Origin of the sequence: Tumebacillus lipolyticus (assembly GCF_042682745.1) — a bacterium.
GTDB classification, from domain to species: Bacteria; Bacillota; Bacilli; order Tumebacillales; family Tumebacillaceae; genus Tumebacillus_A; species Tumebacillus_A lipolyticus.
Map to the genome: position 1 here is coordinate 121,196 of NZ_JBHUIO010000008.1, position 15,358 is coordinate 136,553.

The 15,358-nt window shown below is 55.5% G+C and carries 20 protein-coding genes; 5 read left to right on the forward strand and 15 right to left on the reverse strand.

Features of this window, described 5'->3' with window-relative positions:
* Positions 1-75: 75 nt before the first annotated feature.
* From ACFSOY_RS13060 to ACFSOY_RS13105, 10 genes are all read right to left on the reverse strand, one after another.
* Entirely contained in the window at positions 76-531 is a 456-nt protein-coding gene (locus ACFSOY_RS13060; protein ID WP_386047309.1) for a YaiI/YqxD family protein, read from the reverse strand.
* Positions 528-1,298: an HAD family hydrolase gene (locus ACFSOY_RS13065; protein ID WP_386047310.1), complete on the reverse strand. Its 771-nt coding sequence runs from the start codon at positions 1,296-1,298 to the stop codon at positions 528-530. Before ACFSOY_RS13065 ends, ACFSOY_RS13060 begins: the two co-directional genes overlap by 4 nt.
* Positions 1,299-1,419: 121 nt before the next feature.
* The gene (locus ACFSOY_RS13070; RefSeq protein ID WP_386047312.1) at positions 1,420-1,680 is read right to left on the reverse strand and encodes a hypothetical protein; all 261 of its coding nucleotides are present in this window, start codon (positions 1,678-1,680) and stop codon (positions 1,420-1,422) included.
* A gap of 37 nt (positions 1,681-1,717) precedes the next feature.
* Complete coding sequence (locus ACFSOY_RS13075; protein WP_386047314.1) at positions 1,718-2,890, reverse strand: Ger(x)C family spore germination protein; 1,173 nt, start codon at positions 2,888-2,890, stop codon at positions 1,718-1,720.
* The gene (locus ACFSOY_RS13080) at positions 2,877-4,082 is read right to left on the reverse strand and encodes a GerAB/ArcD/ProY family transporter (protein WP_386047315.1); all 1,206 of its coding nucleotides are present in this window, start codon (positions 4,080-4,082) and stop codon (positions 2,877-2,879) included. The genes ACFSOY_RS13075 and ACFSOY_RS13080 overlap by 14 nt, the downstream gene beginning before the upstream one ends.
* Entirely contained in the window at positions 4,039-5,685 is a 1,647-nt protein-coding gene (locus ACFSOY_RS13085) for a spore germination protein (protein WP_417852006.1), read from the reverse strand. Before ACFSOY_RS13085 ends, ACFSOY_RS13080 begins: the two co-directional genes overlap by 44 nt.
* Positions 5,686-5,765: 80 nt before the next feature.
* The gene (locus ACFSOY_RS13090; protein WP_386047317.1) at positions 5,766-6,497 is read right to left on the reverse strand and encodes a TenA family transcriptional regulator; all 732 of its coding nucleotides are present in this window, start codon (positions 6,495-6,497) and stop codon (positions 5,766-5,768) included.
* Between the two features lie 38 nt (positions 6,498-6,535).
* Entirely contained in the window at positions 6,536-7,285 is a 750-nt protein-coding gene (locus ACFSOY_RS13095; protein WP_386047319.1) for a class I SAM-dependent methyltransferase, read from the reverse strand.
* Between the two features lie 232 nt (positions 7,286-7,517).
* A complete protein-coding gene (locus ACFSOY_RS13100; RefSeq protein WP_386047321.1) occupies positions 7,518-7,754 on the reverse strand; it encodes a hypothetical protein in 237 nt (78 codons plus the stop codon).
* 7 nt (positions 7,755-7,761) lie between these two features.
* Positions 7,762-8,133, reverse strand: coding sequence for a helix-turn-helix domain-containing protein (locus ACFSOY_RS13105; RefSeq protein WP_386047322.1), 372 nt, complete (start codon positions 8,131-8,133; stop codon positions 7,762-7,764).
* A gap of 211 nt (positions 8,134-8,344) precedes the next feature.
* Between ACFSOY_RS13105 and ACFSOY_RS13110 the strand changes: the two genes are divergently transcribed.
* Positions 8,345-8,647 carry a hypothetical protein gene (locus ACFSOY_RS13110; RefSeq protein WP_386047324.1) on the forward strand — a complete coding sequence of 101 codons (303 nt, stop codon included), beginning with the start codon at positions 8,345-8,347 and terminating at the stop codon, positions 8,645-8,647.
* Between the two features lie 4 nt (positions 8,648-8,651).
* Here ACFSOY_RS13110 and ACFSOY_RS13115 read toward each other — a convergent pair whose 3' ends face one another.
* Positions 8,652-9,029 carry a hypothetical protein gene (locus ACFSOY_RS13115; protein ID WP_386047325.1) on the reverse strand — a complete coding sequence of 126 codons (378 nt, stop codon included), beginning with the start codon at positions 9,027-9,029 and terminating at the stop codon, positions 8,652-8,654.
* 228 nt (positions 9,030-9,257) lie between these two features.
* Here ACFSOY_RS13115 and ACFSOY_RS13120 point away from each other — a divergent pair, with 228 nt between their 5' ends.
* Positions 9,258-9,455: a SelT/SelW/SelH family protein gene (locus ACFSOY_RS13120; RefSeq protein WP_465336497.1), complete on the forward strand. Its 198-nt coding sequence runs from the start codon at positions 9,258-9,260 to the stop codon at positions 9,453-9,455.
* A gap of 43 nt (positions 9,456-9,498) precedes the next feature.
* Here ACFSOY_RS13120 and ACFSOY_RS13125 read toward each other — a convergent pair whose 3' ends face one another.
* Entirely contained in the window at positions 9,499-10,986 is a 1,488-nt protein-coding gene (locus ACFSOY_RS13125) for a PASTA domain-containing protein (RefSeq protein ID WP_386047326.1), read from the reverse strand.
* 341 nt (positions 10,987-11,327) lie between these two features.
* On the opposite strand from ACFSOY_RS13125, the gene ACFSOY_RS13130 reads away from it, so the two are divergent.
* The 3 genes from ACFSOY_RS13130 (at position 11,328) to ACFSOY_RS13140 (ending at position 12,631) form a co-directional block, all read left to right on the forward strand.
* Complete coding sequence (locus tag ACFSOY_RS13130) at positions 11,328-11,750, forward strand: hypothetical protein (RefSeq protein ID WP_386047328.1); 423 nt, start codon at positions 11,328-11,330, stop codon at positions 11,748-11,750.
* Between the two features lie 113 nt (positions 11,751-11,863).
* Positions 11,864-12,319, forward strand: a complete 456-nt coding sequence (locus ACFSOY_RS13135; RefSeq protein ID WP_386047329.1) for an N-acetyltransferase — start codon at positions 11,864-11,866, stop codon at positions 12,317-12,319.
* A gap of 120 nt (positions 12,320-12,439) precedes the next feature.
* Positions 12,440-12,631, forward strand: a complete 192-nt coding sequence (locus ACFSOY_RS13140) for a DUF896 domain-containing protein (RefSeq protein ID WP_386047331.1) — start codon at positions 12,440-12,442, stop codon at positions 12,629-12,631.
* Between the two features lie 92 nt (positions 12,632-12,723).
* Here the strand turns inward: ACFSOY_RS13140 and ACFSOY_RS13145 are convergent, their stop codons facing one another.
* The 3 genes from ACFSOY_RS13145 to ACFSOY_RS13155 all read right to left on the reverse strand — a co-directional run bounded on the left by ACFSOY_RS13145 (position 12,724) and on the right by ACFSOY_RS13155 (position 15,291).
* Positions 12,724-12,867, reverse strand: coding sequence for a hypothetical protein (locus tag ACFSOY_RS13145; protein ID WP_386047333.1), 144 nt, complete (start codon positions 12,865-12,867; stop codon positions 12,724-12,726).
* Positions 12,868-12,940: 73 nt separating this feature from the next.
* Positions 12,941-14,134: a tRNA uracil 4-sulfurtransferase ThiI gene (gene thiI, locus ACFSOY_RS13150; RefSeq protein ID WP_386047335.1), complete on the reverse strand. Its 1,194-nt coding sequence runs from the start codon at positions 14,132-14,134 to the stop codon at positions 12,941-12,943.
* Positions 14,135-14,139: 5 nt separating this feature from the next.
* Complete coding sequence (locus ACFSOY_RS13155; RefSeq protein WP_386047337.1) at positions 14,140-15,291, reverse strand: cysteine desulfurase family protein; 1,152 nt, start codon at positions 15,289-15,291, stop codon at positions 14,140-14,142.
* Between the last annotated feature and the right edge of the window lie 67 nt (positions 15,292-15,358).

The window sequence follows — 15,358 nt, forward strand, 5'->3', positions numbered from 1 at the left end:
GAAATCTCCCAAACGATTTTGCTAGAGAGCGAGCGCAATAAAAAAAACTCTGGCAGCTGCTAGCCAGAGTTTTAGTCATTCATCATTTCGTTTCGAATCGATGCGATCTAACAGTTCGATCAAGGCGAGTTGAAAGCGCGTCTCGTCTTCGGCGGTCCGCTTCTTCGGACCTTTGGTGCGCCCGCCGCCTCGGCGGTGTTTCGCTGCCGCCTCGCGAAGTTCGAGGATCAGCCCCATGTCTTCGCTCGAATACTCCTGACCGGTCGGGGAGATCGCATACCCTCGGCGGCTGAGCACCAGCGCCGACAAACCGATATCTTGAGTGATCACGACATCGCCTGGACGCATCCGATTGGCGATCGCCAAGTCGACCGCCTGCGAGCTGCCGTCGACGATGATGCGATGGGCGGCGCTTAGCTCATGATGGATATTGGTGACGACGACCACCTTGATCTCACGCGCCTCCCCCGTCTCGATCGCAAAGCGAACAGCACCTTTCGGGCAACCATCGCCATCGATCCAGATCGTCATGGTTGCAGGAGACCTGAACCTTCCCTCTGCCCCTGCTCTTCCAGATACTTTCTGATCACAGCCGGCACTTGTTCGATCGCATCCAGCGTCAGAAACTGACCTTTGACCGGCACGTCGAGATCGGCGCTGTCGAACGCCCAGCCCCCCTTGTCCGGCAGATGGATCGCATGAATGCCCTCCTCAAGCGCTGGTCGGATGTCATTTCTTGCCGAGTTGCCGATCATCCAAGTGTGCTCGCGACGAAGCGGTGTGGTTTCCAAGATGCGCTGCAGGACGGAGCGGTTTTTATGCTCCGAGATAAAGCGACGATCTGTCGGAAAAATATCTTCAAGTCCTGCCCTGACCACTTTGGAGGTCTGAATCTCCTCATCGCCACCTGTGTACAGGTACAGTTCATGCCCTTCATTTTTCAGTCGCTCCAGCGTCTCATGAGCGTGTGGATAGAGCTCGACCGGCTTGACATACACGCCGTATCCGATCGCCAGCAGTTCGCGCTCCTCCGGCTCGCTCGGCCGTTTGCCATACTTGTCGCACATCAGCCGATAGGTCGAGACGAGCGACTCGGGGAAGCGGTCTTTGCCCAGACCGTGTTGAACGATGCCCGAAAGGTCGATGTGGTTCTGCGTTTCTTGGACCATCTTGAGATCAATTTTATGCTCTCGAAAGAAATCGGCCATCGCAGCCAAAAATTCTTCACGCGCCTCATTAAAAAACCGATTGCAATGTATAAGTGTGTCATCAAGGTCAAATAAAAGATGCTGTTCCATGCTGCGTTCCCTCCTTTCGATAGGTTCTCTCATTATAATGAAAACCTTCGATCATTGTCCAGAAATGAAAAAACCGACGAGCCGAGTGGTCGCCGGGGAACAAGACTGAGGAAATCCGCTTTCAGGCGGGAAACGGGTTCAAAATCATATAGGCGATCCACAGGCCGACCGCCACCGCAGCGCCAACCAAAGCCCATAGCAACATGCCCCGTCCATAGCGCGAAAAGAGGCCGGTCAAAAAGCCCATCGTCCAGGGAGCTGGCGTGTTTGGATAGGCTGCATGGTATTCTTCTTCGATATCTGTGTATTGTTTGTGCATGTTCTCTTCAAATTTATCGTCCGCTTGCTTGCGCTCTTGTAACTTCTGATCCTCATGATTCATCAGACCATTCCCCTCCTTTCCTCTTATCGTTCGCCCATCATGTCGTTTTCATTCCCACCCGGCGAATCTCGACTTGGTAGACAACATCGATCGACATGTGGGTGAAGTCTTTGTTCCAATTCGCCGGATCAAATCGCTCGATGTATTTGGCGCGCACTTTGTTGCCCATGCCGAACACGTCCACCCCGTAGGTGTGAATGCACTTGTCCACCAGCTTTTTCGCTCGTCGATTCAGTTCGGCTGAGAACGCTTTTTCAATCTTTTGGATCGTTTCCTTTTCGCGATAATCGAGATGGCACATCGACTCGATCAGATCGAGCTCCAAAAGCACTTGAACGCTCATTCGAAACGATCCTCCCCACGGTTCGACTGTCGACTTGGTGTGCACCTTTTTGGGATGGGCGGTGATATACTTGCGCGTCCCGCTCTCCAGATTTTGTTTTTCCGGACAAGGAATGCTGATCTCGCCACCGATCGCCCCATCCCGAATCTGCATCAACACCCAAGCATCCTTTTCATCCAGCGTCCCGACCATCTTGTCCTGTTGAAAAAGTGCCAGCCCATGCCATTTGACTTCCTTTTTGTCCGTTACGACAAAGTTGGCAGTCCCCTCGATCCCGCTGGAAGAGCGATCGATAAACCACTTCCCGAGCGAGATGTCTGGAACTGTCCCCGCCTTGGCCCCATTCTCGATCAGATCCATCACATAGACGATCGGAATTTGCTCAAGCTTTGGATCTGTCTCCAGCAGATCGACCGCCTGATCGGGTGTGATCAAGATCCACAACAACCGCCTCATCTGCGGACTGCGACGGATGCTGTCCAGCACATCTTCGAGGCCTTGTTTCGCCATCTTTTCCGAGATGGCGACGACGCGCGTGTGCCCATAAAACAGCTCTTGGTTCAGTCGTTGTTGCAGATTGCGCATGGCGTCTGCCAGAGAATAGCCGGTGCTGCTCATCACCTTGACCGCGCTCTTTCCTCCCTGTCCGCCACCTCCGCCTGAAGCTGTGATCTTGATCGGGATAGGGATTTGCACCGACAGTTTGATCAGCGGTTGCAACCCTTCTCTGCCATCCGCGAGATCGATCGCCATCGCGACCACCGAAGTGCGCTCCTCCAACTCCCTTCGATCCCAACAACCGCTGATCAGCAAGGAGGACAGACAGAGCACGAGCACGAGCGACAGCAGCTTTTTAAGACGCTTCATGCGCTGCTTCCCCTTCCGCAACCGACTGCAACTTGCGCCCATCGATCTTCCTGATCATCGCGAGCATCAGCAGCAACGAGGGGAACACGACGGAGATCAAGAGCCCCAGATAACCGATCTTTTCAAAATACCAGAACAGATCAAATATGTTTTGCGCCATTTTGATCGCAATCAAATAACAGCCCACATAAAAAACAAGCGGCAGCCATCTCTTCTTTCGGATGCCAAACAGCTGTCTGAATGACCAGATCGCGCAGTAATACCAGTTGCCGCAAGTGGTGAACACCGCGGCGACCCAGACGCTGAGAAAAACGGCTTCCAACCGTTCCAAGATCAGCCCCGGCACATTGATCGACTTGACCAGTTCGAGCGTCGGCCACGTCTGCAACGCCAACTCCTCATACCCGAAGCTCATCGTGCCTGCGATGACGATCAGCAGGTAGATGATGCCAGGCAGGAGCACGCCGTAGATCTGGAAGCGATGCATGACCTTGCTGTGTTTGACGTTGCGGTTAAACATCAGCATCACCTCCATGCCGACGAAAGATTCAAGCACCGGAATCGTCGCAATCAGGATGCCCGTCAGCTGAGTTCGCGGCAGGATCGGCATGAGATTTTCCATCTTGGCACCCTGATAGGCGGATAGCGAGATAAAGAGCACCGGCACCACGATGATGAACAACAGAACTTGGTTCACCCTGGTGACCACCTCGCTGTCGTAATAGGAGAGGAAAAGGCATAAGAACAGCATCGTTCCGATGATCACTTCGATCGGCGTCTTGACCAGCACTGCGGTCACGACCACTTCGCCGAACATTCGAGCGACAAAAGCGGTGAAGAGCAACCAATAGGTCGTGTAGGAAAGAACGACCGGAACGGCGAGGATCTTCCCAACCCACCGATTTTTCTTTGACCCGAGCAGTTCCCGGCACATCTCGACGAGCGTCTTTTCCGGAAAGCGAGCGGAAAGCGAGTTGATCATGATCACGGCGAACACAGCGATCAGCATCGCGATCAACACGGCGATCCAGCCGTACTGATCTGCCCCCTTTGTCGATGTGCGCGGCAAGACGAGCACTCCAACGCCCATGAGCGTGGAGGCGCTCAAACACAAACCCTGCCCTGGTGTGATGATAAAGGGTGTGCCGCTACGATTCTTTTGGTTCGTTTTCTGTCTTGCTTCCTCTACCATCCGGGTTCACACCTTCCGCCGATGCAGATTTAACCCGCTCGCGCTCCTCGTCTCGGCTGAACACATCTGGCCGTTTGGTCATGCGATAGAGCGGGATGCGGATCATCGAGTCGCCCAAGCCTCGCCAAGTGAATGGTGAAAACGGAGTCAGATAGGGCACGCCAAACGACTTGAGCGAGCAAAGGTGAACGACGATGATGATCATGAAGAGCATCACGCCATACAGACCGAACATCGCCGCCAGAAACATGACCGGAAAGCGCAGCATGCGCAGCGCGATCGCTGCGTTGTAAGACGGAGCGGCAAATGATCCGATCGTCGTCAAGGCGACGACGATCACCATGATCGGGGAGACGATGCCTGCTTGTACCGCCGCTTCCCCGACGATCAAAGCGCCGACGATGCCGATGGTCGGGCCGATCGGCCCGGGCAGACGCACGCTCGCCTCGCGCAAGATTTCGATCGAGATCTCCATCGCCAGCGCCTCGATCACCGAGGGAAACGGAACGGTAGCGCGCCCGGCCGCCATCGCGATGACCAGTTTGGAGGGGATCATCTCCGGATGGAAGGAGGAAAAGGAGATGTAGAGCGATGGCAGCAACAGCGCCATCGTCATCGACAGGGCGCGGATAAAGCGCAACAGAGTTGAGATCAAAAACCGTTCATAGTAGTCTTCCGGACTGTGATAAAACTGGGTGAGGATGCTCGGGACGATCAGCGAGTAGGGCGAGCCGTCGACAAGGATCACCACTTTGCCTTCCAGCAGGTTGGCAGCCGCTTTGTCTGGGCGCTCCGTGTTTTGAATCTGTGGAAACGGCGACCAGTGATTGTCCTCGATGTACTGCTCGATATACCCGCCCTCAAAAAGCCCGTCCACTTTGATCTCACCAATTCGTCGCTCGACCTCCTCGACGACGCTCGGCCGCGCAACGCCTTCAATGTAGATGACCGCCACATCGGTGTTGCTTCTCGCTCCGACTTTCATCGATTTGATTCGCATGTCAGGATCTTTGATCCGTCGTCTGAGCAGCGCGGTGTTCACGCGGAGCGTTTCCCCGAACGCATCGCGGGGGCCTCGGACCACCGATTCGCTCTTCGGCTCCTCCACGCTGCGCTTGGCCCAACCTTTGGTCGAGACGATCAGCCCTTCGCCACAACGCTCCAACAGAATAACTGTGTCGCCAGAGAGCAGCGCGTCGATCAGATCGCGGAGCGTTTCGGTCAGCCTGACCTCGCAGAGGGGAAGCCCATAGTTCAACAGATAGCGGGCCGCCCCTGCCTCTTGGAAAGCGGCGTTCTGCTTCGTGTTCTGCAGCGTGAACAGCAGCGATTTGAGGATGTCATCATGGATGCGCTCCGATTCGGTCAATCCGTCGATCATCAGCAGCGTCGCCCGCAGCTCTCGATCCGCATCATAAATAAACTCACGCACGACCAAGTCGCTCGCATTGCCCAGCTTTTGGCGAATCCATGCGACGTTCTGCTCCAGAGCCAGAGACAGGTGGTCCGCACACAACGACTCGATCTTCTCTTCCAGCCGACGGTCCATCAGCGCTTGCTTGCGCTGCTCCTTGCTCCTTCGCGTTCTGCCGAATCGCCCCAATCCTGCTCCCCCCTGACTGCCAAAACATAGGAAAAGGCCATCCTCTGTGCTTATAGGATGACCTTTCCATTCGCGATTATTTATTTTGCCATCATTTCATCGTACAGCTCATCGTAAAATCTCGCTTCGGAGCTGGCGATGATCACGCCTGCTCGGTAGATCGCCTGCAGGTCTTGTTCGGAGTGAAAATCGAGCAAAACATCTTTGCAGAGCTGGTAATGGCGCGGTTCATGCGTATCGGCGTGCGCCATCCAAAAGCTGACGTTCAGCCGCTGTTCCCGGTTGTAGTTCGGGTGGCGCAACCCCTGCCCGATCTCTCCCATCACGAGACCGGCAAACAGTTCCGAACCGAGCCCGACAGCAGCCATCGCCTCCAGCGTCGATGCGGATCGCAGGAAGGAGAGGAAAGACTCGACCGCCTTTTTCGTCGCTTCTCCAACCGGATAGTCGGGCACATGCTCATCGCTGATCGCAACACCAGGCGCGGTGCTCTCCAAAAATGTGCGGTACATCTTGGAGTGGTACCCTTTCGGATTGCCGCGGCCCGCCTCATCCCACATGTTGTCCACCAGCGGCACCCACCAGCGATCGAGCGGTTCGACCGCCGCCACCGCAGCGCCGAGAACGCGGGGGAAATTGCGGCTGTAGTAGCTGTATTGCAGCGCAAATTCGCAAATTTGCGCACTGCTGAAGCCGCCATCGCGGAGCGTTTTCAAAAAGCGCCCGTTGATGATCTTCTCTTCCACCACCGCCATCACGGCCTGTTCGACTTGCTCGTACGACTGAAACATCGGAGTCTCTGTTCTGTTCATGGTGTTCGACTGTTGTGACATTCTGTAAAGTCCTCTCTTCAACTTGTTGATTTCGATGGCTTTTTTGCCCGATAGACGCGATAGCCCAACCGAAGCTTAAAGCGCTCGGTCACCTCTTGGTGGCGGTGCCAGATCTCGTATACGCTCGGGTCGATATCGGGAGAGGGTTGAAACTCCGGCCATGCGCCTTCGACCGATGGGTCACCTTGCAGGGCGGAGGCGACCGTTCCCCCTTTGACCGTCTGCACATCGCGCAGGCCCACCTGCTTGAACCGACCGATCCACTCCGCTTCTGTCGGGACTTTCTTCGTCCCGTATACATCTTGCAATTCCTTCAACTCTTGGATTGCCAACGGGCGCTCTGCCGTCATCTCCAGATCGATCAACACGCCACCCGGCTTCAGCACCCGCGCATATTCGGGGAGCGATTTGGCCAGATCGGTAAACACGGTGACCGACTCGACCAACAGCAGATCGAACGCCCCATCTGAAAACGGGAGCGCGTTCGCATCGCCGCGAAGCAACTTGACAGCAAGCTGCTCCTTGCGAAACCTCTCTCTCGCCTTTTGGCGCATCAGCGGATGCAGATCGATCGCGGTGACCGCACATCCGTATTTCCGCGCCAAAAATGCTGACGTCTGACCTGTGCCACACCCGACATCGAGCACGCGAGTGCGCTTGCTCAACCGCTCGCCTGAAAGAATTTCCTCCGTCAGCGCAATGCCGCCCGGATGCGCTCCACCGATGCCGAACAACGCGAGCAACTCCTGATAATCGGACCCCCCCATGCCACACGCTCCGATCCCGATGTCCGTCCTGACGCAGACTTCCATCGAATTGTTCTACGAAGTCATTGTATGAGAGGAGCGCACCGATCTGCACCCAAGCACCCGAATCTTTTCAGGTGGAGAGGATAGATGACCGACCGAGCCGCATCGCGCTCGCCGCTTCCTCGACCGCCGCCGGCAAACTGCCGAGCGGTTCTGCCCGGCCCTCGCGCTGGCCGTGCGCTCATGCCCGTCACTTCCTGCGCAGAGCACCGACCAAAAAATAGATCGTAAACGGCAAGGCCAAGCCGACCAAGACCATGCCGCCCGCATAGGCCAACCACTCCTGATGAAGGTCAGCATAGCGCTCCGCCTGCTGACCTTGCACAAGGAAAATTCTCCATTCCACATCTTTGTACATTCGGTAGAGCGCGACGAGCAACGCCAGCTCCCCCACCAGAGCGCCGCCCCAGAAGAAGCGCTTCTTCATGGCTATCTCATCCTTCCGACCTGTTCTTCATCGCTCGCAGATATTCGACGAGAGCGCCCATCATCTCCGCGTCATCCAGCTCATGCAAATCCCGCTGTTCGGCACAGTATTTCGCGACGATCCGCTCCCGCACATAACCGCTCAAATCATCCGGTATGTAATCGCGGAGCTTTTTTTCCTCCACGCCGAAAAAATAATCGATCGGGTAGCTCATCACCTCTGCCATTCCGGCGATCACCTGCATGGAAGGATTCTTTTTCACCCCGCGCTCCAACTCGCTGATGTAGGTCGCCGACACGCCGATGCTCGTCGCGAGCTGAGCCCCTGTGATCTTCCGGTGCTGCCGTGCGCGACGAATACGATCCCCCAGCTCAGACATGCCACACCCCCGAACAAGAGTTCTCATAAAAACTACCCAATCAGGCAAAAAAGGGCGCCACGACGAGCAAATACAACCTCTTCTCGCCCCTTCACTCCCGATCCTTTCGACTAACACTATAGTTTCAACCTATAATCAATCCTAGCAACAACACCCTCTGCGGCACCCATTATACCAAGAGGACCACATTCCTGCTAGGAGGTATCTCGCTATGCAATCGCTGATTCTGATCCGTTGGCCAGACGAAGAGACGGGCGGTCACTTTCACGTCCCCGGTTGCCTTGTCGCAGCGAACACCGCTCTCGCCATCTTCGATGCGCATGTCGAAGTCCACCTCGTAACAGCGACAGAGGACCCAGGCGAGTATGAGCTCCGCTATGCGTCCAATCCGATCTTCTACGTCGGCAACGATCTTCCCACGATCTTCTATGACCTGCGACATTTGAGCTTCGCCGAGCTGGCCGGCAAGTACACGCACAGCGACTTTCACTCCCCCGGTCGCTCGCTCTGCTAGGAGCTCAGCCCCTGAACACTTGCAAAGTCAATGTGAACGCACCGCTCTCCACCGTCATCATGCTCTCGTGCAGATCCACTTCCACATCCTGCGGGTCGATCGGCATCGTGACGACGCTCTGCTCCTCCGCCCCTCCAAGACCGCTCAACTCCTGAAATAAAAATTCAAGGGCGATCTCCCGATCTGATTCGGACATCACAATATCGCACAGATCGAGGGAAGCATCAAACTGAGTGAGCACCAGATCGGTCACCGCGCCATCCCGTTCCAGCTGCATCTCCAGCCGCACTGCCACGCGTTCATCCGCATACAGCGTTTCCACGAGCTGCACCAACTCTTCCAGCCCACTCATCGGTTCAAACATCTCAAGCGATTCCATCATCCGATTCCTCCGTTCTTGCTCCTTGCGCTCAACAGGCACACTGCACAGAATTTTATCACTAGTATCTGTAGTTTGTCGAAGTTTCAGCCAGTCCCTTCTGAGAAGCACAAACAAACGATGGTGTCAATATCTCCCTTCTATGCTAAACTAGAAGTAAATCGACTAAAAGGGGGAACTATTGTGGAAAAGCCGGTGATCACACTCTCCTACTGCAACATGTGAAACTATTTGCCCAGAGCCGTCAGGTTGACGGACGAACTGCTTGGACATTTTGGCACAAAGATCGGAGAATGGACGTTGATCCCATCGAGCGGCGGCGTTTTTGAAGTCACCTTGAACGGAGAGCTGATCTACTCCAAAAAGGAATTGGGTCGCTTCCCGAACGATGGAGAAGTCTTAGAGTTGCTAAAGCCGCATCTTGATTAAGCGATCAAAAAGGCAACCTGCGATCTGCAGGTTGCCTTCACCTTTATTGAGACACGTAAAACGTCACATCTGCACCCTGCGCAGCTTTCGCTCCCGCCTCTGGCATCTGGCTGTAGACGGTGCCAGATGGCGTGTCGCCCTTGCTGATATAAAACTTGTAGTGATACCCGAGCTTTAATATCAGCTGCTCCGCATCCTGTTGACTCATGCCGCGCAGGTCGGGCACTTCCCCTTCTGCGACCGGTTTGTTCGCACCCTGATCGCTCGGTTTGCCCTGTCCCTCGCCAGGCTTGACAGCATCAGCAGCGCTGTTGATCGTCAGGATGATCATGCCCTCTTGGCTGGCCACGCTCTTTCCAGGATCGACCGACTGACGATAGATCTTGCCCTTCGTCTCCGCATCATCCTTCGCGCTGTACACCCATTGGATCTTGCCTTCCGGATAGCCATTATCGGCGAGCACCTGCAACGCCTCTTGCTCCGTCTTGCCGATCAGGCTCGGCATGGTGAACTGATGGGCAGATGTCCCTTTCCCATCGTTCGAAGCTGTCGATGTCTCATCTCCGAGCGACCACCAAAGCCCCGCGATCACCAGCACGACCACCACGAGACCTCCGATGTAGGGCAACAGAGAAAAACGCTTCGGCGCGCTTTTCTCCGCCACTCGCTTCGCAAATTCAAGATGGCGAAGCTGTGCGACCTTTTCGATCCCCTCCTGCGCTGCTTCCACCATCGAGCCTTTCATCCGCCCGACAGCGGAGGTGCTCTCCGCTTGCTGAGTCGGACGCTCGACCTGCTGTCCGAGCGCATGGTGCACCGCCTTCAGATCGCGATGAAGCTCGTGGATCGTCGCAAAGCTGCCCTGATCCATATTGCCCAGCGCACGCATTACAATGCGCTCCGTTCGCTCGATCAGCCAGCTGTGCTCGCTTCCCGATTGCTGCAGCGCTTGTTGCACATCGGCTACCACCTGTTGCATCGGCGATAGATGGGAGTACGCCTTGCCTGTCAGCATCTCGAACAGCAAGACTCCGATCGTCTTCTGCAGATCGCGCTCCGTCTGCGCACGCCCAGAGAGGAGTGGGCCGTAGCCGATCACCTTCAAAAATCCGTCCTGGTTGATCAGCACGGTGCTCGGGTCGATCGAAATCTCCACGATCTTGTGCTTCTCCGCCTGCACGATGGCGCTCGCAAGCTGTCTGGCGATGTCGATCGCCCTCTCCACCGGGAGAGCTCCCTGCAGACGCATCCAACGGCTCAGCGTATCCCCATCCAAGTCTTCCGTAATCAAATATATGCCTTCCGACTCCACAACCACATCGTACACCCCAAGCAGATGCGGATGATGAAGTCCGGCCGCTTTCGCGATTTCCTGCTCCCAATGATGGCGGTTCGAATCGGTCACGCTTCCCGGCAGACGCTTCACCGCTACTTTGCGTCGCAAAGATTCATCATGAGCCAAAAACAGATCGGACGTGCCGCCGATGACCTCCTGCAACCGATAGCGACCTGCCAAGATTCGCTCGTTCATGTCAATCCCCCCGTCGTCTGACCCGCTCGTATCAGCGAACAATCTTGCGGGCTATCATATACGTAATACGTATCCAATCAGATCGTTATGCGGGTAGAACTTTCTACTATTTTATACCAAGCCAGCCGACAATAGACACAAACAAATAGATTGTAACAAAAATGTTATTTCCAAACAGGGCGATGCGCGCCCGCTTGCCTGCCTATTTTGACGCAGATCGGTCAGCTAGGTCTCGTTCAACTGCCGATCTTCGCATTATCTGTTGCCAACTCCTCCGCATATCTCGCATCGAGCGAGCATATCAATCTGATAAACTGCTCGCTAGAATCGGAGGATGAACGATGGCACAAAAACCGATCCTGATCTTACAAAAAGAGGCGGACTCCAAACTTCTGCACTGGATCGCCAATGATCCGATCGCCGACCATGCGACCGCGCTGTTGACGATCGACTCCGCGATCGAAGCGACCCGGCTGCTCGACTCCCTGGTCTTCACGCATGTCATTCTCGCAGCAGAAGGAGTCGATTGTGAAATGGCCATGACTGTGGCGTCCTGCTCGCCAGATCGCGTGGCAGGTCTGCTCTTGCTCAACCCGCCTGCCCGATTGCAGTCGAAAGCCACAAACATCCCGACACTGCTGCTGACCACAGCCGATCACACCCCTCCCGTGAACGCACAGGGCGATCACTTTCGACTACAGGAGAGCCCCACCGCACACCTCTCAGAAATCGTCAGCGCCTTTCTCGCGCTCCGAGTTGCATAAGCTCGATCCCCTGTCTTTTATTTGACGAACAATAGGTGGCAAATGTTTCTCTTTTTCCGATATAATAAGACGAAAGAGGCTGCGTTCTCAAAATGCTGAAGGGAGGGACAGCCATGACGCCGCATGTTCAAAAATTGCAGATCAACTATAAGACCCTTGAGGAATTTCGCAAATTCCGCGAAAACGGTTTAGAAGAGCTGTCGATGTTGGAGGATTTGAAAGCAGATCTGGTGGAAGATCACTCCGTCTCACCGTTCTACGGAATCTACGAGGAAGGCAAGCTGGTCGCCCGCATGAGCTTATACCAGATTCAAGAAAAGTATGACCGCTACTTCGAACCGCCTACCGCGTACCACGAGCTGATGAAGCTGGAGGTGCTTCCCGGATATAAAGGAAAAGGCTATGGCGCCATGCTGGTAAAATATGCGCAAGAGCAAGGGCTGCCGATCAAGACGAGCGTCCGCTTGGGTGCACAGGACTTCTTTCTCAAGCTCGGCTTCAAAGCGGCTAAGTACGACCCGGTTCGCGACCGCGGGGAAAACCCGTATGTCTGGAACCCAGAAGCATAGCGATCTGTCGAGTTGAGCGCTCCTTTTGACGCCCAACTCTTTTTCTTGTACACTTACGGTGTCAATTTGGCTCGATCGGTTTTGCCCGATAGATATTGCCCGATAGAAAGGAGGCAGCATATGCTGACCCCTGATCGAATTGAACGCATCAACGAGTTGTCCCGCAAGAAGAAGGCGGGTACCTTGACTGAAGAAGAAGCGAAAGAACAGAAAGCACTGCGCGAGGAATACCTCGAATCGTTCCGCAAGAGCTTCCGCAACCAGTTGGATGCGATCGAATTTGTCGATGATGACAGTTCGAAAGCGCATTGATCTTTTCTTCAAACAACAAAGATAGGAAACCACAAACAAAAGACCCCGTTCACGTGAACGGGGTCTTTTGCATGCAACTAACCGAATCGCACCTACCCGACTTGCCTGATCAGCCGGCGCAGCACGTGCCACATGCGCTTCCGACGATCGTACATGTTGCGCAGTTCCATCAAGCCCGCCACCAGCTCCGCAAGCGTCGAGACGATCCGTATCGCCCGCATCACTTTGACTGCCATCGTCTCACACTCCCCCCCGACAAGAATTGGTTCTGAACGTAGTGTGTCCGGGAGTGAGATGCACTATGTGAGCTTACATGCTGTCTGCGCGCGTGAACAAAATCGACTCGGTCTTCTCCAGCGCTTCTTCGATCAGCGCGTCGATGTCCAGCTTTTCCTCAGCTGCCAGCGCCTCGTGCACTTTTGGCCGCGTCTTCGGATTTTTCGGCAGGAAGATCGTGCAGCAATCTTCATACGGCAAGATCGATGTTTCATAGGTACCGATCTTTTTCGCAAGATCCATGATGTCGCGCTTGTCCATCGCCACCAGCGGGCGCAGGATCGGCATGTTCGTCACGTGATTGATCGTGTTCATGCTCTCCAGCGTTTGGCTGGCGACCTGTCCGAGCGACTCCCCGGTAACCAGCGCGAGCGCCTTGCGCCGATGCGCCAATTTTTCTGCAATGCGCATCATGAAGCGACGCATGATCGTGATCGAATATTCTTCAGGGCAATGTTTGCGAATCTCTTTTTGAATCTCCGTAAAATGCACGTTGTGCAGGCGCACACGCCCCCCGTGTGTGGCGAGGATCTTCGCGAGGTCGTTCACCTTTTCCTGTGCGCGCTCGCTGGTGAAGGGGAAGGAGTGGAAGTGAATCGCTTCCACCGTCGCGCCGCGCTTCATCGCCAGCCACCCTGCGACTGGCGAATCGATACCGCCTGAGAGCAACAGCATGACGCGTCCAGCGGTGCCAACTGGCAGACCGCCAGGGCCGTCGATCACATCGCACATCACATACGCCTTGCTCTCGCGCACTTCGACCATCAGGGTCAACTCCGGGTTGCGCACATCGACTTTCAAGCGATCAGGGCCGCTTTGAGAGAGCACATACCGTCCCACTTCTTGCATGATCTGCGGAGATTCGAGCGGGAACAGCTTGTTGGCGCGGCGAGCTTCCACCTTGAAGGTCACCGGAGTCGAGCGCTTCGCCAAAGCATCCTGCACGACGCGCAGCGCAGTCTCCTTGATCTTGTCCATGTCGAGCTCCGCCTCGGCCACCGGCGAGATCGATGACACGCCCATCACCTGGGTCAGACGGTCTGCCACTTCTTGCGGATCGGCTCCTTCGACATGGACTTCGATCCGACCGCCCATCCGAACGATCTTCACAGCCATCCCTTTGACCGCCAGCCGCATGTTCTCCAAAAGAGCTTTTTCAAATTGCGGGCGGTTCTTGCCTTTGATCGCAATCTCGCCGCCCATCCGAACGATAAACGTTGTATACATAAGTTTTACCTCCGTGAAAACAGTCGCAACTCTTCAACCGTCGTCTTCAAGATTTGAAGCATCGCTTCCACATCTTCCTGCGTTGTCGCCGCCTGCAAGGAGATGCGGATCGCACCTTCCAAATGCTTTTCTGCCAACCCCATGCTCGCGAGCACGCGCGAGTAGATTTTCTTTTTCGACGAGCATGCCGAGCCGGTCGAAACGATGACGCCTTGCGTCTCCAGCGAGTGGATCAGCACCTCGCCGCGCACGCCTGTGAACGACACGTTGATCACATGGGGAGCGGCCGCTTGCGGGGTGTTGATTCGCGCATCTGGAATCGTCGATTCGATCTGCTCGATGATCAGATCGCGCAGCTCCCCCATCTTCAAGCTCGCTTGCGCCATCTCCTTCATCGCCACTTCCACTGCGATGCCGAAGCCGACGATGCCGGGCACATTCTCCGTGCCGGAGCGCACACCCCGCTCTTGGCCACCGCCGTAAAACAGCGGAGCGACCTTCAAACCCTCGCGCACATACAGCGCTCCGACGCCCTTCGGGCCGTGAATCTTGTGCGCGGAGATCGTCAGCAGATCGATGCCCGCCTCTTTCGGCTTCACCTGCATTTTGCCAAACGCTTGCACCGCATCGACATGAAACAGCGTCTTGTGCTTGTCGCGCAAAAACGCGCCGATCTCACCGATCGGCTGAATCGCTCCCGTCTCGTTGTTCACCATCATCACCGAGACCAAGATCGTATCCTCGCGCCAGGCTCCGATCAGATCGTCGACCGAGATCGCGCCGCCAGCTCCGGCTTGGAGAAAGGTCACTCGATAGCCGCGCGCTTCCAATTGTTCAACCGCCTCATACACACAGGGGTGCTCGATGCCTGTGGTGATGATGTGCTTGCCGCGCGACGCATACTGTTCTGCTGCGCCAAAGATGGCGAGCTGGTTGGCCTCTGTGCCTCCCGATGTGAAGATAAGCTCCGCTTTCTTCACACCGAGCGCTTTGGCGATGCGCTCTCTCGCCTTGTCGATCTCCTTTTCGGCCAGCAGGCCTTTTCTATGTAAAGAGGACGGGTTTCCATAGTTGTTCTCCAACATTTCAACCATCGCTGCGACCACTTCTGGATACGGCTTGGTGGTTGCGCTGTTGTCCAGATAGATCTCCTTCATCTTCTTCACCCCACTTCGCGGGGCACTTCAGCCCGCAGTGTTACTATGCTTCCCGATTGTTCCGCTC